Origin of the sequence: Hydrogenophaga sp. (assembly GCF_018780075.1) — a bacterium.
Lineage (GTDB): Bacteria > Pseudomonadota > Gammaproteobacteria > Burkholderiales > Burkholderiaceae_C > Hydrogenophaga.
This window is the reverse complement of the sequence record NZ_JADMKB010000011.1, coordinates 81,307-100,526: the sequence shown is the minus strand read 5'-3', so window position 1 is coordinate 100,526 and position 19,220 is coordinate 81,307. Positions and strand designations below refer to the sequence as shown.

At 68.2% G+C, this 19,220-nt stretch carries 17 protein-coding genes; 8 read left to right on the top strand and 9 right to left on the bottom strand.

Annotation, left to right across the window (positions count from 1 at the left end; genetic code table 11):
* The first annotated feature begins 41 nt into the window (after positions 1-41).
* From IV088_RS04225 to IV088_RS04205, 5 genes are read left to right on the top strand one after another with little or no spacing between them, the layout of a single operon-like run.
* Entirely contained in the window at positions 42-1,232 is a 1,191-nt protein-coding gene (locus IV088_RS04225; RefSeq protein ID WP_291098133.1) for a beta-ketoacyl-[acyl-carrier-protein] synthase family protein, read from the top strand.
* The gene (locus tag IV088_RS04220) at positions 1,229-2,032 is read left to right on the top strand and encodes a beta-ketoacyl synthase chain length factor (RefSeq protein WP_291098130.1); all 804 of its coding nucleotides are present in this window, start codon (positions 1,229-1,231) and stop codon (positions 2,030-2,032) included. The genes IV088_RS04225 and IV088_RS04220 overlap by 4 nt, the downstream gene beginning before the upstream one ends.
* Complete coding sequence (locus IV088_RS04215) at positions 2,026-2,460, top strand: 3-hydroxylacyl-ACP dehydratase (RefSeq protein ID WP_367171563.1); 435 nt, start codon at positions 2,026-2,028, stop codon at positions 2,458-2,460. Before IV088_RS04220 ends, IV088_RS04215 begins: the two co-directional genes overlap by 7 nt.
* The gene (gene fabG, locus IV088_RS04210) at positions 2,457-3,194 is read left to right on the top strand and encodes a 3-oxoacyl-ACP reductase FabG (RefSeq protein WP_291098128.1); all 738 of its coding nucleotides are present in this window, start codon (positions 2,457-2,459) and stop codon (positions 3,192-3,194) included. The genes IV088_RS04215 and fabG overlap by 4 nt, the downstream gene beginning before the upstream one ends.
* 38 nt (positions 3,195-3,232) lie before the next feature.
* Entirely contained in the window at positions 3,233-3,712 is a 480-nt protein-coding gene (locus IV088_RS04205; protein ID WP_291098125.1) for a hypothetical protein, read from the top strand.
* Between the two features lie 444 nt (positions 3,713-4,156).
* Here the strand turns inward: IV088_RS04205 and IV088_RS04200 are convergent, their stop codons facing one another.
* The 9 genes from IV088_RS04200 to IV088_RS04160 form a co-directional block, all read right to left on the bottom strand.
* Positions 4,157-5,350, bottom strand: coding sequence for a cation:proton antiporter (locus IV088_RS04200; protein ID WP_291098123.1), 1,194 nt, complete (start codon positions 5,348-5,350; stop codon positions 4,157-4,159).
* Positions 5,347-6,108, bottom strand: a complete 762-nt coding sequence (locus IV088_RS04195) for a class I SAM-dependent methyltransferase (protein ID WP_291098121.1) — start codon at positions 6,106-6,108, stop codon at positions 5,347-5,349. Before IV088_RS04195 ends, IV088_RS04200 begins: the two co-directional genes overlap by 4 nt.
* A gap of 2 nt (positions 6,109-6,110) precedes the next feature.
* A complete protein-coding gene (locus IV088_RS04190) occupies positions 6,111-6,893 on the bottom strand; it encodes a glycosyltransferase family 2 protein (RefSeq protein WP_291098118.1) in 783 nt (260 codons plus the stop codon).
* Positions 6,886-7,665, bottom strand: a complete 780-nt coding sequence (locus IV088_RS04185; RefSeq protein WP_291098115.1) for a 1-acyl-sn-glycerol-3-phosphate acyltransferase — start codon at positions 7,663-7,665, stop codon at positions 6,886-6,888. The genes IV088_RS04190 and IV088_RS04185 overlap by 8 nt, the downstream gene beginning before the upstream one ends.
* The gene (locus IV088_RS04180; protein ID WP_291098112.1) at positions 7,658-8,524 is read right to left on the bottom strand and encodes a MipA/OmpV family protein; all 867 of its coding nucleotides are present in this window, start codon (positions 8,522-8,524) and stop codon (positions 7,658-7,660) included. Before IV088_RS04180 ends, IV088_RS04185 begins: the two co-directional genes overlap by 8 nt.
* Positions 8,521-9,855 (bottom strand): NAD(P)/FAD-dependent oxidoreductase, encoded by a 1,335-nt coding sequence (locus tag IV088_RS04175; RefSeq protein ID WP_291098109.1) that lies wholly within the window; start codon positions 9,853-9,855, stop codon positions 8,521-8,523. Before IV088_RS04175 ends, IV088_RS04180 begins: the two co-directional genes overlap by 4 nt.
* 139 nt (positions 9,856-9,994) lie before the next feature.
* Positions 9,995-11,632: an NAD(P)/FAD-dependent oxidoreductase gene (locus IV088_RS04170; RefSeq protein WP_291098107.1), complete on the bottom strand. Its 1,638-nt coding sequence runs from the start codon at positions 11,630-11,632 to the stop codon at positions 9,995-9,997.
* Positions 11,633-11,671: 39 nt separating this feature from the next.
* Complete coding sequence (locus IV088_RS04165) at positions 11,672-11,833, bottom strand: hypothetical protein (protein ID WP_291098103.1); 162 nt, start codon at positions 11,831-11,833, stop codon at positions 11,672-11,674.
* Positions 11,834-11,933: 100 nt separating this feature from the next.
* Positions 11,934-12,308 carry a hypothetical protein gene (locus IV088_RS04160; protein ID WP_291098100.1) on the bottom strand — a complete coding sequence of 125 codons (375 nt, stop codon included), beginning with the start codon at positions 12,306-12,308 and terminating at the stop codon, positions 11,934-11,936.
* A gap of 205 nt (positions 12,309-12,513) precedes the next feature.
* Between IV088_RS04160 and IV088_RS04155 the strand changes: the two genes are divergently transcribed.
* The 3 genes from IV088_RS04155 to IV088_RS04145 all read left to right on the top strand — a co-directional run bounded on the left by IV088_RS04155 (position 12,514) and on the right by IV088_RS04145 (position 19,212).
* Positions 12,514-13,254 carry a hypothetical protein gene (locus IV088_RS04155; protein ID WP_291098097.1) on the top strand — a complete coding sequence of 247 codons (741 nt, stop codon included), beginning with the start codon at positions 12,514-12,516 and terminating at the stop codon, positions 13,252-13,254.
* A 52-nt stretch (positions 13,255-13,306) separates the two neighbouring features.
* Positions 13,307-16,873: a DNA polymerase III subunit alpha gene (dnaE, locus tag IV088_RS04150; RefSeq protein ID WP_291098094.1), complete on the top strand. Its 3,567-nt coding sequence runs from the start codon at positions 13,307-13,309 to the stop codon at positions 16,871-16,873.
* A gap of 113 nt (positions 16,874-16,986) precedes the next feature.
* Entirely contained in the window at positions 16,987-19,212 is a 2,226-nt protein-coding gene (locus IV088_RS04145; protein ID WP_291098091.1) for an ATP-binding protein, read from the top strand.
* The last annotated feature ends 8 nt before the right edge of the window (positions 19,213-19,220 follow it).

Sequence of the window (19,220 nt, the reverse complement as noted above, 5' to 3'; positions counted from 1 at the left end):
CCTTCCTCTACACTGCGGGTTTTGACGATCCGCCGCCCCACGTGACCCCTCTGCAACTCTCCGCCTACACACTGACCACCGCTCTTGGGCGCGGGCTGGCGGCCACGCGCGAGGCCTTGCGCGCCGAGCGCTCGGCGCTCGCACCGTGCGCCTTCGAATCGGTGGATCTCGACACCTGGGTGGGCGAGGTCCCGGACGTGGACGCCCAGGCGCTGCCCGAGGCGCTGGCCCGCTACGACTGCCGCAACAACCGCCTGACCCTGATGGGCCTGGAGACCGACGGGTTTGCCGATCGCGTGCGCGAGGCGGCCGCCCGGTATGGTGCCGATCGTGTGGGCGTGTTCCTCGGCACCAGCACCGCCGGCATCCTGCAGACCGAGCTGGCCTACCGCCGGCGCGACCCGGTGAGCGGCGCGCTGCCCGACGATTTCCACTACCGCACCACCCACAACGCCTTCTCGCTCGCCGAGTTCACGCGCGACCACTTCGGGCTGGAAGGCATGGCGATGGCGATTTCGACCGCGTGTTCGTCCAGCGCCAAGGTGTTCGCCGCCGCCGCCCGCCAGCTCGCGCTGGGCACCATCGACGCGGCCATCGTCGGCGGTGTCGATTCGCTCTGCCTGACCACGCTCTACGGCTTTGCCTCGCTGCAACTCACCTCGTCACGTCCCTGCCGGCCTTACGATGCCGCGCGCGACGGCATCTCCATCGGCGAGGGGGCCGCCTTTGCGCTGCTGGAGCGCAACGACGCGCCCGCTGCCGGCACGGTGATGTTGCTCGGCGTGGGCGAGTCCAGCGACGCGTACCACATGTCGGCACCGCACCCGCAGGGCCTGGGCGCGCGCCTGGCCATGGAGGCCGCGCTGCGCTCGGCGGGCCTGGGCATTGGCGACATCGATTACATCAACCTGCACGGCACCGCCACGCCCGCCAACGACTCGGCCGAAGGCCAGGCCGTGAGCGCGCTGTTCGGCGACACCGTGCCGGGCAATTCCACCAAGGGCTACATGGGCCACACCCTGGGCGCCGCCGGCGCCATCGAAGCCATCATCTGCGCCATGGCGCTGACCGACGGGCGCCTGCCCGGCAGCCCGGGCACGGGCGCGCTGGACCCGGCCATACCGATCCGCTACCAGCTCCAGGGTGGTGACGCCCCACTGCGTCACGCGCTCAGCAATTCGTTCGGGTTCGGCGGCAGCAACTGCAGCCTCGTTTTAGGGGTTGCAGCATGAACGCAGCACCCCTGCAAGCCTGGATCAACGGCATCGGTCTGATCGCGCCCGGTCTGCCCGACTGGGCCACCGCGTCGGCGGTGCTGCGCGGCGAGGTGGCCCATGTGCCGGCACCGAGCGTGCTGCCGGTGCCCTTGCTGCTGCCCCCGGCCGAGCGCCGACGCGCCAGCCGCGTCATCCGGCTCAGCCTGGGCGTGGGCCAGGAGGCGGTGACCCACGCGGGCGCCGACGCTTCCACGCTGGCCACGGTGTTCGCCGCGTCCGGCGCCGACGGCCACAACTGCCATTCGCTGTGCGAGCAGCTCGCGGGCGACGACCGCCAGATCTCGCCCACGCGCTTTCACAACTCGGTGCACAACGCCGCGGCCGGCTACTGGGGCATCGCCACGCACAGCATGGCGCCGTGCCAGGTGCTGGGCGCGTTCGACGCCAGCTTCGGCGCGGGTCTGCTGGACGCTCTGGCCCAGGTGGCCATGGACGGCCAGCCGGTGCTGCTGGTGGCCTACGACAGCGAGTACCCCGAGCCGCTGCACGCCAAGCGCGACACGCCCGACTGCGGCGGCGTGGCCTTGCTGCTCAGCGCCCAGCGCAGCGACGCTTCGCTGGCGTCGATCACGGTGACGCCCAGCCGGGCACAGGCCGAGGTGCTGGGCGACACGGCCATGGAAGGCCTGCGCCAGAACATCCCGGCCATGCGCGCCTTGCCCTTGCTGCAGCGCCTGGCGCGCGGCCTGGCCGGTCCGGTGGTGCTCGACTACCTCGCGCCCATGCAGCTGCAGGTGGACCTTCAACCGTGTTGAACCACGCCTGGATCGCCGCGCACATTCCCCACCAGGGCCGCATGTGCCTGCTGGAGAACGTGCTTGAGTGGAGCGAGCAGCGCATCGTCTGCGACGCGCTGAGCCACACCGATCCCCTGAACCCCTTGCGTGCCGCAGACCGCCTGGGGGCCGCGACCGGCGTGGAGTACGCCGCGCAGGCCATGGCCGTGCACGGTGCCTTGCTGGCGAAGTCCGACGCCGCGCCCACGCAGGGCTACCTCACCAGCGTGCGCGGCCTCAGCCTGCACGTGAACCGGCTGGACGATCTGGCCGGGCCGCTGCGCGTGACCGCCGAGCGACTGTCGGGTGACGCGCGCCTCATCCTCTATCAATTCCACCTCCACCACGGTGAGCGCTGCCTGATCGAAGGCCGTGCCTCGGTGGTGCTCGACGCTCAAACCTTATGACCTCTTCAGCGAAAAGCCGGCGCGCCCTGGTCACCGGCGGCAGCGGTGGCATCGGTGCCGCGATCTGCCAGCGCCTGGCCGCCGACGGCCACCATGTCATCGTGCACGCCAACCGTGGCCTGGAGAAAGCGCAGGCCATCGCGGCGCAGATCGTGGCCGAGGGCGGCAGCGCCGAGGCCGTGGCCTTCGACATCACCGACCGGGCGGCGACCGCCGCCGCGCTGGAAGCGCTGACCGAGGCCGGGGCCATCCAGATCCTGGTCAACAACGCCGGCATCCACGACGACGCCGTGTTCCCGGGCATGAGTGGCGAGCAGTGGGACCGCGTGCTCGACGTGTCGCTCAACGGCTTCTTCAATGTGACCCAGCCACTGACCATGCCCATGATGCGCACGCGCTGGGGTCGCATCGTCAGCATCTCGTCGGTGGCGGCCGTGGCGGGCAACCGGGGGCAGGTGAACTACTCGGCCGCCAAGGGCGCGCTGCACGCCGCGAGCAAGTCGCTGGCGCTGGAGCTGGCGAGCCGGGGCGTGACGGTCAACGCCGTGGCGCCCGGGCTGATCGCCACCGGCATGATCGAGGGCACGTTCGATGCCGACATGGTCAAACGTTTGGTCCCGATGCAGCGGGTCGGTCAGCCGAAAGAGGTGGCCGACCTCGTGGCCTTCCTCGCGTCCGATCAGGCGGGCTATATTTCCGGGCAGGTGATTTCGATCAACGGCGCGATGATCTGAACGCGCCATCGCTGCCCTGGCGGCAAGGAGTTCAGCGCATGACAACAGTTGGTTTTTCACGGCGCCTGGCGGTGCTCCTTCTGGGGCTGATGGGCTCGGGTCTGGCGCAAGCGCAGGCGGACAGCCCGGCGCTGGAAGCCTGTCTGCGGGCCTGGGGCGACAACCACCCCTTCGGCAGCCGCCCCACCTACCGGACCCTGGCCACCTCGGTGAAGGTGTTCGGGCGCGGGCCCAGCACCGCCGACCGCGAGGTCACCGACACGCCCGCACTGATCCTGGTCAACCCGGGCGTGAACGTGATGGGCGCCTCCGAGATCGAGCTGCTCAACCCCAACGGCTGGTACTGCCTGCGCTCGGCCGTCAACGTGATGGGGGGCATGGACATCAAGCTGCACTGCCGCGCGCGCCTGGCGTCGGCCTCGGGTGGCACGACCGTCTGGGGTGGCGACAACGCGGCCAAGGGGGTGACGGTGATGGGCGCGATCACGGTGGAGCGGGTGGGCTGCCCGGACACCTGAGGGTCCCATCGGGGGAGTGACTTGCCTGCACCTCGCGCAGGCCGATGGCGTCACCCCCGTTCTCCGGCCCACGCTCGCCGTCGCCTGTTTGCGCAGGCGCCTGTTACCGCGTCAACAACGCGTGAGCAAGCCGCCTCTGTGGCAACGGCGAATGGGGCCTGCGCCCGGGGATGCCACCATCGTCCCCAAAGACAAGTGGGTGTGCCGGCGGTTCGCTCTAACGTTACTTGGGGGGCAGGTGGGTTGGGTGAGCGGGCGGAGTCCCCATTCGCGGTTGCCCACGCGGCTGAAAACCACAACGGAGTTGATGAAGCAACGGCAGCGCACACAGGCATCCGCCCGAGAGGTGGGACGGAGAACGAACACCCGGACCACCTGCCCCTGCCCACACAACTGAGTGCCGAAGGAAGGTGGGGGCCAACAGAAGCGGATCAGTGAAACAGGTCAGCCGCCCAAAGCCTGACCCAGCCTCCGAAGTTTCGGCGCCACCACCGGCACCGTCAGCATGGTGCTGGCCACTGCCATCAGCAGCAAGGCGGTGAAGGTCTCGTTGGTGATGATCTGTTTGTCCAGCAGGATGTTGGCGAAGATGATCATGATCAGCGCCTTGGTCTGCAGCAGCCAGCCAATGAGCGACGCCTCGCCCGGGCCCCAGCCCAGCACCTTGCCGGCGATGCGCACGCCGATCAGCTTGCCCGCCACCGACACCACCAGCAGCAAGGCTGCTGCTGCGAACACCTCGAAACCACCGACCGCCCAGTTGGTGCGCAGCCCGGTGGAGAGGAAAAACACCGGCATCATCACCAGCAGCACGTGGTGGCGCAGCTGGTCGAGCTTGTCCTGGTTGAACCAGTGCGCGTCCATGATGGCGCCCGCGAGGAAGGCGCCCACCATGTAGTGCAGGCCCGACCAGTCGGCGCCGAAGCCGCAGATGGCCAGCCAGATCAGCGCCACGTACCAGCGGTCCTTCTCCTCCAGCCAGGCCATGAGGCGGCGAAACGCCCAGCCCAGCACCACGAAGCCCACCAGAAAGATCACCTGTTTGCCGATGCGGCTCCAGTCCATCAGGATCAGGGCCAGCACGCCCCAGATCGCGATGTCGTCCAGACTGGCGTAGCGCAGGATGCGCTGGCCCAGCGGTGCGCGCAGGATGTCGAGTTTCTCCATCAGCAGGATCAGGATGGGCAGGGCCGTGACCGCGCAGGCCATGCCGATGCCCAACACGAACTGCCAGCCCAGCGCCTTCGGGCCAACCCAGCCGTCAAACCCCAGCAGCACGACCGCCGCGCCACAGCCCAGCAGCAGCGGCGCGCCCAGCGCGAGGCCAGCGGTGATGCCGCTTTCGCGGCGGTGCTTCCAGGCCTGAGCGAGGTCCAGCTCGATGCCGGCGATCATCACGAACAGCATCACCGCCCACCAGGCGACGCCGTTGAGCGACTGCACCACGGGCGGGGTGAAGACGAACTGGTAGTACTCCGGGAACCAATGGCCGAGCACGCCCGGGCCCAGCACGATGCCCATGAGGATCTGCACCACGACCAGCGGCGCGAAGTAGTCGGTCTTGAACACCCGCCACACCAGCCAGGGCAGGCTGAAGATGATGAGCATCGCGATCAGGAAGAGTTCGGTGGCGTTCATGGTTTGTGTCCGGTGTACTCGCGGAAGATGCCCAGGCTGACCGAGCAGGCGACGTCGGCAAAGCCGGCGCGGCGCAGGGCCTCCTGGATGGTGTCGGGGTCGAGCGCGGCTTCGATGGTGTCGCCGTAGTACACCCAGAGCCGTTTCACGTCGGCATGGCGGCCGGTCAGGCGGGCGAGCAGGGGCACCAGCACGGCGATGTGAAACGACAGCAGGCCCCGCAGCAGGCGGCTGCGCGGGCGGCTGATTTCCATGATGCAGACCTGGCCGCCCGGGCGCAGCACGCGCAGGTACTCGGCGAACGCCTTGTGGATGTCGCCGACATGGCGCAGGGCATAGCCCATCGAGACGAAGTCCACCTGCGCGTCGGGCAGGGGAATGGCCTCGGCATAACCTTCCAGCGTTTCGACGGCGACCTTCTTGCGCAGCTCGGCGAGCATGCCGGGGGACGGGTCCAGCGCGATCACGCGGCCCTCTGGCCCGACCAGTTCCACGCCGGGCACGGTGACCAGGCCCGTGCCCGCCGCCACGTCCAGCAGCGTCATGCCTTTCTTCAGACCCATGCGCATCAGCACCTCGCGCCGGTACCAGGCGCCGCTGCCCAGCCCGGTCAGCGACTCGGCCGTGTCGTAGCCGGGCGCGGCGTCGTCAAACAGGGTCTTCGTCATGCGGCGGCGCTCGTCCTCGCTGCTGAAGTACTGCTTCATGCGCGGGTCGGATTTCAGCGCGCCGGTGGATTCTTGTGTGGAGGGGTTCATGTTCATCGTCCAGGGGCGCTCAGCCGGCGCCAGATCAGCAGGGGCAAGCGCACGACAAAGCCCAGGAAGAGCCGCGTGTGCATCCAGGTCAGCAGGGTGTTGTCGCGCAGGTATTTGAAGTGCGACACGCCCCCTTCTTCGGCGCTCAGGTAGCGCACCGGCGCGTCGATGTTGACCGGCCGCACGCCCGCCCAGCACAGTCGCACCACGGCCTCGGGGTCGAAGTCGAAGCGGCGCATGAAGCGGTTGCCGCGCATGACCAGGATGAGCGGCGCGATCGGGTAGACGCGAAAACCGTAGAGCGAGTCGCCCACGCCCATCCACAGCGTTTCCAGGTTGGCCCAGCCGTTGGACACCTTGCGGCCGTTGACGCGCAGCGCCGGCGCTTCCGGGCCGAACACCGGCTTGCCCAGCACCATGGTGCCGGCGTCGCGCTGTGAGGCGGCCATGAAGGTCGGGATCAGGTCGGCCGGATGTTGCCCGTCGGAGTCCATGGTGAGCGCGTGGGTGAACCCGGCCTGGGCCGCCAGGGAGATGCCTTCGAGCACGGCGGCGCCCTTGCCCTGGTTCACCGGCAGCACGATCACCTTGAGGCCCGGGTCGTCTTGCGCGATGGCCAGCAGGCTTTTGTCGGTGCCGTCGGTGCTGCCATCGACCACGACCCAGACGGGTGTCCATTGGGCGCGTGCCTGGCGCACCGTTTCCAGCACACCAGCGCCGGGGTTGTAACTCGGGATCAACACCAGGTGGGTGGTGGAGGGGGTGGGCGTGGTTCGCTCAGTCATCGTGGGCAGGTTCGGTGGGCGGGACGATCTCTTGGCGGAAATACGCGTCCAGCTCCTGGGTGAAAGCGGTGAAGTCGGTGGGGACGTCGAAACGCCGGCCCAGGCGGGCCCGGACATGCAATGGCAGTTCCGGTCGGCGGAACAGCGGCCAGGCTTTGCCCAGGTAGGGCGTGGAGAACTCCAGGATCACGGTTTGCACGGGGGCCTTGGCGCGGCTGGCGATCATGCCCAGCGTCAGGGTCAGCGGGTTGATCGGGAAGGCGGTGGTCCGGGTGCCCTCAGGGAAAATCAGCACTTGTCCGCCCGCCTGCAGCCCGTCGCGGCTCTGCCCGACGATCTGCATCACGCCGTCGTTGCGGATGTAGCGTGCCAGCCGCGCGGCCGAGCCGAACAGCAGGTTGTCCATCAGGCTGGCCTTCATCACGCAGATCACGTTGGGCAGGCGGGAAATGATCAGCACCGCGTCGAGCAAGGAAGGGTGGTTGGCCGCGATGACCAGCGGGCCTTTGTCGCGCAGGCCGTCAAGCTCGCTCAGGTCGAAGCGGCAGGCACACAGCGTGCTCAGGATGCGCAGGTAGAAACGGAAGCCGTGCATGATGACGCGCCGGCCCACGCGCTGGCCCAGCGGGGCCGGCAACACGGGGTGGAGCAGCATCGCGAAGGGCAACCAGGCCAGGCAGAGGGCCGCCAGGCTGCCCAGGCCGATGTGCATGGCCACGCGCTCGTACAAGGCCCACAGCAGGCCGCTGCGGCGCAGGCTGCTGTCACTCATCAACCACGACGCGCTCTGCCGATTCACCCAGGATCCAGGAGACCGCCACACCGGCGGCGACGTAGTTCTTGGTGCGCACCAGCGGGCTGTCGGCGAAGCGCGCTCCGCTCAGGTTGTCGTAGCGCAGGAAGGCGCCGACCCAGTGTTTCGGGTAGCGCTTGGACACGCCCATGACGTACTGCATGCCCGCGAAGCCGCCGCCAGCGGCGTAGGCCGGGCGGCTGGGGGTGGCGTAGGCGGCATCGACACCGTAGAAGTAGTGGTGCTGCTTGCGGTCGCCGAACAGCGGGCCGAGCTGCATCCCCAGGTTCCAGCCGGGCAGGCCGGACAGGTCGCCGATGTCGAGGTTGAGTTTCGGGTGCACGACCCAGCCCAGGCTTCTGGAATTCTTCTCCAGCGTGAAGGCGGCGCGCATGGGCAGCAGCAGCTTGAGCTGGCGGGCGCGGTTCTCGGTGCGCCACAAGGTCAGGTTCAGCTGCGGCCCGAGCTCGAAGTTGGCCTTGAGGTCGGGCATGCCGGCGCGAGCGCGGATGTCGTCGCTGGAGGCGGGTGGGGACAGCGCCACCGAAACCGTCAGTTCCGCCAGGTCTGAGTCGAACAGTTCGGCGCGCACGCCGTCGCGATCGGCCTTGAGGAACTCACCCCGGTAGACGAAGTAGGGCGAGGGCAGCAGGAAGTTGTGGCGCTGGTCGGACCCGCGGTAGGCGGGGAAGCTGACCGTGGCGACGCCGACGCCGGCTTCCCACAGGGGCTTTTCTTCGGCGGCCAGGGCGGCCTGAGCGAACGCACCACACAGCAGGGCGCCCGCAGCCGCCCGCGTGAAAGAAGGCGTGGACGGAGGGCGGTGGGTGGGGGTCATGCGTTGTACAGGGCGTGGTCGTCCACCCGGCGGATGTTGAAGCGGCGGCGCTGCCAGGCCATGAACGCCCGCCGGGGTTGAAGGACGTTGGCGGTGTAGTACAGGGCCTTGAAGAACAGGATCGAGCGCCAGATCGGTGTCTTGCCGAACACGTCGCCGGCCAGCACCGACAGGATGGCTTCTTCGACGCGGAAGATGTTTCGGGGGCCCATCAGGAAGTCCCGCATGATGGGGTTGGTCACGCGGTAGATGAACCACGAAAACGCCTTGGGTCCGTGGCGCATCACGCGGTCAAAGCGCCTGAGCGCGGCGCCCGCCTTCTTCGGTTCGCGCAGGCAGGTGTCGACGGTGTCCGCGCCGACCACCGCGCTGTGCATGGCCAGCCACACCCCCGACGAAAACACCGGGTCGATGAAGGCGTAGGCGTCGCCGAGCATCAGGTAGTTGTTGCCGTGGTTGCTTTGGGCGACGTAGGAGAAGTTGCCGGTGGCCTCGACCGGGCTCACCTGGGTGGCGTTCTTCAGGCGTTCGACGAGCGGGGGGCTGGTCGCGATGTTGTCCATCATGAACTGCTGCAGGCTGCGCTGCCCGCGCGTCTTCATGTGGTACGGCCAGGTGACCATGCCGATGCTGGTGGTGCCGTTGGTCAGTGGGATGAACCAGAACCAGCCGTGGGCGAACCAGAAGATGCTGATGTTGCCTTCGTCGCTGCCTTCGTGCCGCTGGGCGCCGTCGAAGTGGGCGTAGACCGCCGAGCTGTTGTGGCGGGGGTTGCGCTGCTTGATCTTGAAGCGGTTGGCGAGGAAGGTGTCTCGACCCGAGGCGTCGATCACGTAACGCGCACGCCACCGTTGCTCGTGGCCATCGTCGCAGCGCGCGGTGATGTCGGCGCCGCCGTCGGCCAGGAAATCCACCCCCGTGACCTTGACGCCTTCGTGCATCTCGGCGCCTTTGGCGGCCGCGTGGCGGAACAGGATGTTGTCGAAGTCGGCGCGACGCACCTGGTAGGCCGCGGGCATGGATTTGTCCCAGGCGCCTGCAAAATGAAAAGTCTGTGTCCAGTCGTGATCGGGCGACACGAACTCGGCGCCGGGCTTGTGCATGCCGATGGCCTTGACCTGCTCGGCGATGCCCATCTTCTCGAACAGGGGCAGGTTGGCCGGCAGCAGCGATTCACCGATGTGGAAACGGGGGTGGTGGGCTTTTTCGAGCACCACCACGTGGTGCCCTTTTTCGGCCAGCAGGCTGGCCACGGTCGAGCCAGCGGGGCCGCCGCCGATCACGAGCACGTCGCAGCTCTGGCCTGGTTCCCCAGGGGCCTTTGGATTCATGGGATGAGACTCTGAAAGGCCGACCGGTCGGTCGGCGTTGCTACGGGGCGATCAGGCTCGGATGATAGTCGCTCCAGTGCCCCTGTCAGCCCTGCCTCCACCCCCCGTTACAGGGCGCTGCAAGCCGCCCTGTAGCCGTTCAGCAGACCGCTTCGGGCAGCATGCTGGCGCTGCCTGCGGGCTCGGCGTCGGCCGCATGGGCCGGCAGCGACGCCACCAGTTCGCGGGTGTCCAGCGTCGGGTGATCGCTCAGGGCCCGCTGCAGGATCTCGGTGGCGAGCTGTTGCAGCTGCGTGTGCGATCCCCGGATGCGGGCCACGAAGCCGTCGGTGTCCAGGTCGTCGTTCAGGCTGCGGTTGAGTTCGGCGAACCAGGGGATCGAGGCCTGGTCCAGCATCACCGCCGGGTTGCGCTTCAGGCTTCGTGTGGACCACTGGCGCAGGAAGTTCTGCACCGCCACATTGAGCTGCTGGCACTCGGCCAGCTCGGTGCGCAGGGCCGCGAGCACCGAGAGGTCGGTCAGGCGGTTCTGGAAGAAGAACTGGGCCAGCACGCCCCAGTAGTAGGTGTAGTCCCAGATCACCTTGACCGGCAGCACCTCGGGGTCGCCAAACAGCGGGTACTGGTCCTGGTACAGCGCCATGGTGCTGTCGTAGAACGAGTGGAACAGCTGGTCGAAGATCTGCGCGCGCGCGCCCAGGCGCTCGCCCCGGCGGTCCATCGCGACCAGCTCGGTGATGTAGGTGTTGCTGATGGCGATGAAGTCGCTGCCCGGTGAATAGAACGGGTCCAGGAACAGGCCGGCCTCACCCGTGAGCGCCCAGCGATCGGCGGAAAAGACCTGCTTGCAGCCGTAGGAAAAGCGCTTGAAGAAAGCAAAGTCCTGCAGCAGCTCGCGTTTGGGGTCCAGTTCGTCGAACACCAGCGGCTGGTAACGCTCCAGCCAGGTCATGGCCTTGTCGAAGGTGTCCATGGTGGCGAGCGGGTGGATCGCCGGGTCGGCGACGATGCCCACCGAATGCGAGCCCGAGGCCAGGGGAATCAGCCAGACCCAGTAGCCGGCGCCCACGAGGTGGTTGGTGGAGAGCCAGCGCGACTGCGGGTCGCAGCGCTCGCGCCACTCGGTGTTGTCGCTCCATTGGTCAAGGTGGATGCGGTCCTTGATGCGGAACCACACCGCGTGGGCCGCGTGACCGTTCAGTTCGGCCAGGTTGAGCTTGCGCTTGAGCAGGCCGGCGCGGCCACAGGCGTCCACCACCCAGCGCGCACCCACGGTGTGCGACACGCCGTCGTGTTCGTACACCACCTGGTGCTTTGCATCGGGCGCGGACTCCCCGTCAGCCAGTTCGATCTGCCGCACCATGCCACCTTCGACGAGACGGATGCCGCGCCTTTGAACCTCGGCCGCCAGAAAGTTCTCGAAGATGCCGCGGTCGATCTGGAAGCTGGGCACCGACAGGTAGCGGCTGGCGCCGATCTCGGTCACCTGATCGATGTCGCGGCGGCCTTCGGAAAAGAAAAAGCGGAAGCCGAACTTGCGCAGTTGCTGGTTCTTGAGGTGGTCTCCCAGGCCCAGCACCTTGTCAAAGTAGTGTGCGCCGATTTCCACCGACGACTCGCCCACCTTGTGCGCGGCTTCGGGGGCCGGGTGTGCGCGCCGCTCCAGCACCAGGACGTCGATGTCGGGATCGCGCTGTTTCAGCTGCAGGGCCAGCGTGAGACCGGCCAGCCCGCCACCGAGGATGACGACGTCGTGAAGAGGGGGTGTATGGACCATGGTCGGAAGTATCGCCTCAAACGGTGGCCGGGTGGCCCGTCAGGGGGTGTCGCCGGCGGCAACGGGCGCTGGTTGCCTGGCGGCTTCGGCATCCCGGGATGCCCATTCGCCGAGCAGGGGTTGGTGGGCGGAGATCGGCAGCGCCAGCGGCGCGCCGCCGTCCCGGGCCAGCGATTCGAACAGTGGCAGCGCGGTGGACATGCCGTTGCCCGGCAGTGCGCGCGCCGCGACACGGCCGGGGGTCAGCCCGGCAAAGAGGGCGTCCAGAGGGCGATGCCTTCCACATGGGCGGTGAAACTGGTCATGTGCAGACCGCCCCGTGGTGCGCGGGGTGGCCCAGCACCCGCACGCAGTGGCTGCCGCCAAAGGCAAAGGCGTGGCTCATCGCGTGTCGCACCCGGGCGCGAACCGGGTCGATCCGCAGGTGGGCCCGCATGCCCGGTTCCACCGAGCTGGTGCTCACCGTGCCGGGCAGGATGCCGTGCTCAAGCGCCAGCAAGCTGAAGACCGCGCCGAGCGCACCCGCCGCGCCCAGGGTGTGGCCCGTCATGCCCTTGGTGGCGCCGGCCAGGGTGCCGGGTGCGAAGCGGCGGGCGATCAGACCGGCTTCGACGTCGTCGTTCTTCGGTGTGGCGGTGTCGGCGCTGACCCGAACGGGGCACGGTCGGTATGTCACGGCGGGCTTGGTCGGCGAAGGTCGGCAAGCCGGCGCAGCCGGATTCTGGGGAGAACACAAAGGCTTTGTCGGGCAAGGGACTCGTTAAAATCAGCCGCATCCCTCCGGGTCTGCCGCAGCACTCGCTGAACCGCCGGCACGGCCTCCGCACCGCGCGCCCACCCCACCCGGGGAGTGCCCCTCCCTCACTTCGATCCCGCGCCCCATGCCCCCCCAATTGCCCGCCGCCGAAGTTCTGCCGTCTGAAGTGGCTCCAGCGCCCAGCGCGTCCGTGTCTCCAGTGTCCGCCGGATCGACCTCCAGGGTGTGGCCCTGGGTTCGTGGGGTCGGGCTGGCCCTGCTGGCCGTGGCCTGGGCATTCGCCGCCCATTTCACCAGCGCCCACCAAGCGTCGTCGGGTTGGGGCGCGCTCCTGGCGCTGACGCCGATGAGCAGCGCCCTCGCGGTGGTCTTGTGGCGCATGCCCGCGCGCTGGCTCGGGGCCCTGCTGGGCGCGGCGGTGCTGGGCGGGCTGGTCTGGTTCTGGCCGTTTCTGACGGGGCAGGTGGCGCTGCTCTTCTACCTGGAGCACCTGGGGGTGTACCTGCTGCTGTCGGTGTTTTTCGGGCGCACCCTGGCGGGCCCCGAGGAGTCGCTGGTGACGCGCATGGCCCGCAGCGTGCACGGTGGCGTGCTCTCGCCCGCGCAGGCGGTCTACACCCGGCAGGTCACCCTGGCCTGGTGCCTTTTCTTCGCCGGCATGGCGCTGGTGTCCACCGGGCTGTTCCTGCTGGCGCCCATCGTGGTCTGGTCCACCTTTGCCAACCTGCTCGGCGGACCGCTGATCGCGCTGATGTTCGTCGGCGAGTTCCTCTGGCGCCGCCGCGTGCTGCCCGAAGAGAAGCCGGCGTCCATGGCCGATGCCGTGCGCGCCTGGAAAGCCGAACGCTCGGACAAGGCGCCCTGACGGCGCACGCCCCCTCCCGCTCGCAGACCCACCCCCGAGACCCGATCCACCGATGTTCATCCACCTTCGCCTGCACACCGAGTTTTCCGTCGTCGACGGCACCAACCGCATCGACGACGTCGTGGCCGCCGCGGCCGCCGATGGCCAGCCCGCGCTGGCCATCACCGACCTGAACAACCTGTTCGGCGCGGTCAAGTTCTACAAGGCCGCGCGCGGCGCGGGTGTGAAGCCGCTGCTGGGCGCCGAGGTGATGCTGCAGGGCTTTGCCGACCAGACCCCGGGCGCCATGCCCGGCAGCCACCAGCCGGCTGCGCCGCGCGTCATCCTGCTGGTGCAGGACAAGCAGGGTTACCTCAACCTGAGCGAGCTGCTGGCCCGGGCCTGGACCCGCAGCGACGGGCGCAGCGGCGCGCTGGTGCAGCGCGAGTGGCTGGAGGAGCTGAACGCCGGCCTGCTGATGATCTCGGGCGCACAGGCCGGGCCGGTCGGCCAGGCGCTGATCCAGGGCGACACCGAGCGCGCGGCCGACATCGCCCTGCAACTGGCCAGCCTGTTCACCCACCGTTTCTACATCGAGCTGCAGCGCGCGGGCCGCTCCGACGACGAGCGCCATGTGGTCGCGGCCGTGCAGCTGGCCGCGCGGCTGCACCTGCCGGTGGTGGCCACGCACCCGGTGCAGTTCCTGGAGACCGACGACTACGAAGCGCACGAGGCCCGGGTCTGCATCTCCGACGGCGAGATCCTGGGCAACAACCGGCGCGTGCGCCGCTTCACGCGCGAGCAGTACTTCAAGAGCGCCGCGCAGATGGAGGCGCTGTTCGCCGACATCCCGAGCGCCGTGGCCAACACGCTGGAGATCGCCAAACGCTGCAGCCTCACGCTGGTGCTGGGCAAGCCGCAGCTGCCCAACTTCCCGATCCCGCCGGTCAACGGCGTGGTGATGTCGGTGGACGAGTACTTCCGCCACGTCTCGCACGAAGGCCTGGAGGGCCGCCTGAAGCACCTCTTCCCCGACGAGGCCAAGCGCGAAGCCGTGAGAGCGCGCTACGTGGAGCGCCTGGAGTTCGAGCTCAACACCATCCTGAAGATGGGCTTCCCGGGCTACTTCCTGATCGTGTCGGACTTCATCAAATGGGCCAAGGAAAACGGCTGCCCGGTCGGCCCGGGCCGGGGCTCCGGCGCCGGCTCGCTGGTGGCCTACGCGCTGCTGATCACCGACCTCGACCCGCTGCAATACAACCTGCTGTTCGAGCGCTTCCTGAACCCGGAACGCGTCTCGATGCCCGACTTCGACATCGACTTCTGCCAGTCCAACCGCGACCGCGTGATCGACTACGTGAAGGACCTCTACGGCAAGGACGCCGTGAGCCAGATCGCCACCTTCGGCACCATGGCCGCGCGCGCGGCCATTCGCGACGTGGGCCGCGTGCTCGACTTCTCCTACGGCTTCTGCGACGGTATCTCCAAGCTGATCCCCAACAAGCCGGGCATGTCGGTCACGCTGCAGTACCCGCCCAGCCCCAAGGTGGACGGCGACAAGAACAACTACGCCATCGAGATGGAGCCGGTGCTGGCCGAGCGCATCCAGAAAGAGGAAGACGTCAAGACCCTGATCGAGCTGGCGCAGAAGCTCGAAGGCATGACCCGCAACATCGGCATGCACGCCGGGGGCGTGCTGATCGCGCCGGGCAAACTCACCGACTTCTGCCCGCTCTACATGCAGCCGGGCAGTGATTCGGCGGTGAGCCAGTTCGACAAGGACGACGTGGAGGCCATCGGCCTGGTGAAGTTCGACTTTCTGGGCCTGGCCACGCTGACCATCCTGGAGATCGCGCGCGAGTTCATCATGCAGCGCCACAAGGGGCAGGAGAACTTCCGCTTCGAAGACATCCCGCTCGACGACCAGCGCGTCTACGCGCTGTTCTCCAAGGGGCAGACCGAGGCCGTGTTCCAGTTTGAAAGCCGCGGCATGCAGGGCATGCTGCGCGACGCCAAGCCTTCGCGGCTGGAGGACCTGATCGCGCTCAACGCGCTGTACCGACCGGGCCCGATGGACCTGATCCCCAGCTTCGTGAACCGCAAGCACGGCAAGGAGCCCATCGAGTACCCGCACCCGCTGGTGGCCGAGATGCTCTCCGAGACCTACGGCATCATGGTCTACCAGGAGCAGGTGATGCAGACCGCGCAGATCCTGGGCGGCTACTCGCTGGGCGGCGCCGACATGCTGCGCCGCGCGATGGGCAAGAAGAAGGCCGAGGAGATGGCCGAGCACCGCGCGATCTTCCGCGCCGGCGCGGCCAAGAACAACATCAGCGAAGAAAAGGCCGACGAGGTCTTCGACCTGATGGAGAAGTTCGCGGGCTACGGCTTCAACAAGTCGCACGCCGCCGCCTACTCGCTGCTGGCCTACCACACCGGCTGGCTCAAGGTGCACTACGCCGCCGAGTTCTTCTGCGCCAACATGACGGTGGAAATGGACGACACCGACAAGCTCAAGGTGTTGTGGGAAGACGCACAGAAGATGGGCCTGGCCTTCGAGCCGCCGGACGTCAACCGCGGCCGCTACCGCTTCGAGCCCGTGACCGACAAGCTGATCCGCTACGGGCTGGGCGCCGTCAAGGGCACGGGCCAGCAGGCCATCGAGGCCATCGTCGCGGCGCGCGAAGGGCGCGGCGAAGGCCCGAACGGGCAGGAAACAGGCCCGTTCACCAGCCTGTTCAATTTCTGCCTGCGCGTGGACCGCCAGCGCATGAACAAACGCACGGTGGAGGCGCTGATCAAGGCCGGCGCCTTCGATGCCCTGCACCTGAACCGCGCCGAGCTGCTGGCCTCGGTGGACGTGGCCTTTGAATACGCCACCGCCACCCAGGCCAATGCCAACCAGGGCGGTCTCTTCGACATGCTCGGTGGCGACGACCACGGTTCCAGCACGCAGGAACCCGATCTGGTGCCCACCACGCCCTGGGGTGTGAAGGAGCGCCTGACGCTGGAGAAGACGGCCATCGGGTTCTATTTCTCGGGCCACCTGTTTGACGAGGTGCAGCGCGAGGTGCGGCGCTTCGCGCGCACCGCGCTGGGCGATGTGAAGGAGAGCCGAGACCCGGTGATCCTCGCCGGCATCGTGACCGACTTCCGCATCATCAACGGCCAGCGCGGCAAGCTCGCGCTGTTCAAGATCGACGACCGCACGGCGGTGCTGGAGGTCAGCGCCGACGAAAACCTGATCAACCTGCACCGCAACCTGCTGAAAGACGACGAGCTCATCGTGGTGCAGGCGGTGGCCCAGCCCGACCGGTTCTCGGGCGGCCTGCGCCTGAAGATCCAGCACATCTGGGACCTGGCTTCCGCGCGCTGCCGCTTTGGCAAGTACCTGCGGGTGGCGGTCAACGGGCACCCGCCGGCCGTGGCCGATCTGGTCAAGGCCTTCCCGCCCCGGCGCGAGGTCACCGAGCTGGGCGAGGTGGCGCGTGGTTTGCCGGTGCGACTGGCGTTGCTGCGGCCCAGTGCGCAATGCGAGCTGCAGCTGGACGACCGGGCGCTGTTCTTTCCCACCGACGCTGCCCTCGCGAGCTGGATGGCGCAGGCGCACGACCGCCGGGCCGAGATCGTGTTCGATTGAACATGTGTGGGGCGTTTTGGCGCTCCAAATCGGCGGGATGCGCCAATCCTGTCACGCAAAGGGCCATGTCCTCGTTCAAGGTCGGTGCCTGAATGCCGATGATCCAGACATCCATGAAACTCCAACACAAGGCGTGGGCGCTCGTGCTCGCCATCGTCGGCCTCGCATCCCTGGGCGCGATGTTCGGTGCCCGCCACATCGTCACCGATTCATTCGGTCAGCTGGAAACCGAGCGGGCCTCGCGCGAGGGTGAGCGTGCGCGCCGCTTGCTCCATCAGCAGTTGATGGGTCTGTCTTCGACCGTGAAGGACTACGCCCAGTGGGTGGAAGCGGTGCGCTTCGTTCAGGGACGGGCCCCGGCCTTCATGGACGAGAACTTCGACGAATCCAACATGGGTTACCTGCGCATATCCGAGGTGATGGTGTTCGACAAGAAGGGGGCGCTGAAGGCCAGCCTCACGCTGAACGCCGACGGCGTGTTGGGGACCGTGCCGGCCGATCGGGCCTCGCGGTACTTTGAATCGGTCGCGCCGGTGGTGGCCGATGCGAGTGCACAGACCACGCTGCAAACCTACCAGGCTGCGGCAGGCCAGCTGGAGATGCTGGCCGCTGCCCCGATCCGCGACCCCGACAAACCCGGGGATTCGCCACACGGGGCGATCCTGATGGTGCGCCACTTCGACGATGTCGAGCGCCAGCGTTTCAGTGAGGTGCTGATGGTGCCGGTGAGCCTGTCTTTTGATGCGCCCGACCACCATGGAACCCCCCGGGCCCACCTGGTGCCTGCCGAGGACGACCGCGACGTGCTGCACGCGGTGGTGCAGGACGCTGACGGCCGTGCGGTCGTCGAGCTGGTGCTGCGCCTGGACCGCGATCTGCAGCGGGTGGGCAACACCCTCGCGTGGAATGGCATGGGCCTGGCAGTGGCGGGGGGCTTGCTGGCCAGCGTGTTGCTGGTGGTGCTGCTGGACCGCTTGATCCTGCGGCGTTTGCAGCGTCTTCTGGGCGAGGTGCAGGACATCACCGAGCGAGGGCCCGCCGCCGCCGGTCAGGTCGCGGTGGAGGGTGACGACGAGCTCAGTCGCCTGGGCGAAGGAGTGAACCAGCTGCTGGCGCGTGTGCGCAGCGACGCACAACACCAGCACGCCGCCCACGAGCGCCAGGAGGCGCTGCAGATCCAGCTGATGCAGAGCCAGAAGACCGAGGCCCTGGGCCGGCTGACCGGCGGCATCGCGCACGATTTCAACAACTCGCTGGCCGCGATCACGGGCTGGGTGCGGCTCGCGGCCGAAGATGTGGATCTGGATCATCCCAGCCAGGAGGCGCTGCAGCAGGCGCTCAAGGCCGCGCGTTACGCCGACGGTCTGATGCGCCAGCTGCTGGCGTTTGGCCGGCAGTCGGCGCCCAAGCTGCGGCGATTGCATTGGACCAGCCTGATCGAGGAAACCCGCCAGATGGTGGCCTCGGGGCTGACGCGCGATTGTGAGCTGACGGTGGACTATGCGCTGGACGACGACGAGGTCGATGCCGATCCGACGCAGATGCAGCAGGTGCTGGTGAATTTGCTGATCAATGCGGCCGACGCCATGAAGGGGAAAGGGCGCATCGAGCTCGCGCTGAGCGCGCTGGTGCTGCCGACCGACCCGGATCCGCCGCCGCCGGGCGCCTCCGCCCTGGGGCCGGGGCGCTATCTCGTGCTCCGCGTGCGCGATCACGGGCCGGGCATCGCTGCCGAGCACCTGGACCGCGTGTTCGAGCCGTTTTTCACCACCAAGCCCAAGGGGCGGGGCACCGGCCTGGGCCTCTCGGTGGCGCAGGGCATCATGGCGCGCCACCAGGGTGCCATCGGCCTGGTCAGCGGCGCCGACGGGGCCTGCTTCTACCTGTATTTGCCGGCCAGCCGGCGCGACGAGGCGATCGCCCCCGCCACCTCGCCCGGGGGGCCCGGGGAGGGGCGGCAGCTGCTGTTTGTGGACGACGACCAGTCGGTGCGCCACGCCTGGAGCGCGCTGCTGGAGCGCAAGGGCTGGCACGTGACCCGCTCGCGCGACGGTGAAGAGGCGTGGGCGCAGTTCTCGCGGACCGGCAAACGGTGGGACGTGGTGCTCACCGACCAGTCCATGCCCCGGCTTGACGGCGTGGGGCTGGCCCAGCGCATCCATGCCACCCGCTCACCGCCCCCGGTGGTGTTGATGAGCGGTCATGTCGATGAAGTGAGCCCCGAGCAGCTCAAGACGCTGTTCACGGCGGTGCTGCACAAGCCGGTGGACGCGGTCGAGCTGGACCGGGTGTTGCAGAGCGTGGTGCAGGGTGCAGACCAGGTGACGACGCCGACCTGAACCGGGGG

What these genes read in the sequence shown, in the direction of transcription:
- IV088_RS04220 (WP_291098130.1), top strand. Translation starts at nt 1,229, where the DNA reads ATGAACGCAGCACCCCTGCAAGCCTGGATCAACGGCATCGGTCTGATC.
- fabG (WP_291098128.1), top strand. Translation starts at nt 2,457, where the DNA reads ATGACCTCTTCAGCGAAAAGCCGGCGCGCCCTGGTCACCGGCGGCAGC.
- IV088_RS04205 (WP_291098125.1), top strand. Translation starts at nt 3,233, where the DNA reads ATGACAACAGTTGGTTTTTCACGGCGCCTGGCGGTGCTCCTTCTGGGG.
- IV088_RS04200 (WP_291098123.1), bottom strand. Translation starts at nt 5,350, where the DNA reads ATGAACGCCACCGAACTCTTCCTGATCGCGATGCTCATCATCTTCAGC.
- IV088_RS04195 (WP_291098121.1), bottom strand. Translation starts at nt 6,108, where the DNA reads ATGAACCCCTCCACACAAGAATCCACCGGCGCGCTGAAATCCGACCCG.
- IV088_RS04190 (WP_291098118.1), bottom strand. Translation starts at nt 6,893, where the DNA reads ATGACTGAGCGAACCACGCCCACCCCCTCCACCACCCACCTGGTGTTG.
- IV088_RS04185 (WP_291098115.1), bottom strand. Translation starts at nt 7,665, where the DNA reads ATGAGTGACAGCAGCCTGCGCCGCAGCGGCCTGCTGTGGGCCTTGTAC.
- IV088_RS04180 (WP_291098112.1), bottom strand. Translation starts at nt 8,524, where the DNA reads ATGACCCCCACCCACCGCCCTCCGTCCACGCCTTCTTTCACGCGGGCG.
- IV088_RS04175 (WP_291098109.1), bottom strand. Translation starts at nt 9,855, where the DNA reads ATGAATCCAAAGGCCCCTGGGGAACCAGGCCAGAGCTGCGACGTGCTC.
- IV088_RS04170 (WP_291098107.1), bottom strand. Translation starts at nt 11,632, where the DNA reads ATGGTCCATACACCCCCTCTTCACGACGTCGTCATCCTCGGTGGCGGG.
- IV088_RS04165 (WP_291098103.1), bottom strand. Translation starts at nt 11,833, where the DNA reads ATGTCCACCGCGCTGCCACTGTTCGAATCGCTGGCCCGGGACGGCGGC.
- IV088_RS04155 (WP_291098097.1), top strand. Translation starts at nt 12,514, where the DNA reads ATGCCCCCCCAATTGCCCGCCGCCGAAGTTCTGCCGTCTGAAGTGGCT.
- dnaE (WP_291098094.1), top strand. Translation starts at nt 13,307, where the DNA reads ATGTTCATCCACCTTCGCCTGCACACCGAGTTTTCCGTCGTCGACGGC.
- IV088_RS04145 (WP_291098091.1), top strand. Translation starts at nt 16,987, where the DNA reads ATGAAACTCCAACACAAGGCGTGGGCGCTCGTGCTCGCCATCGTCGGC.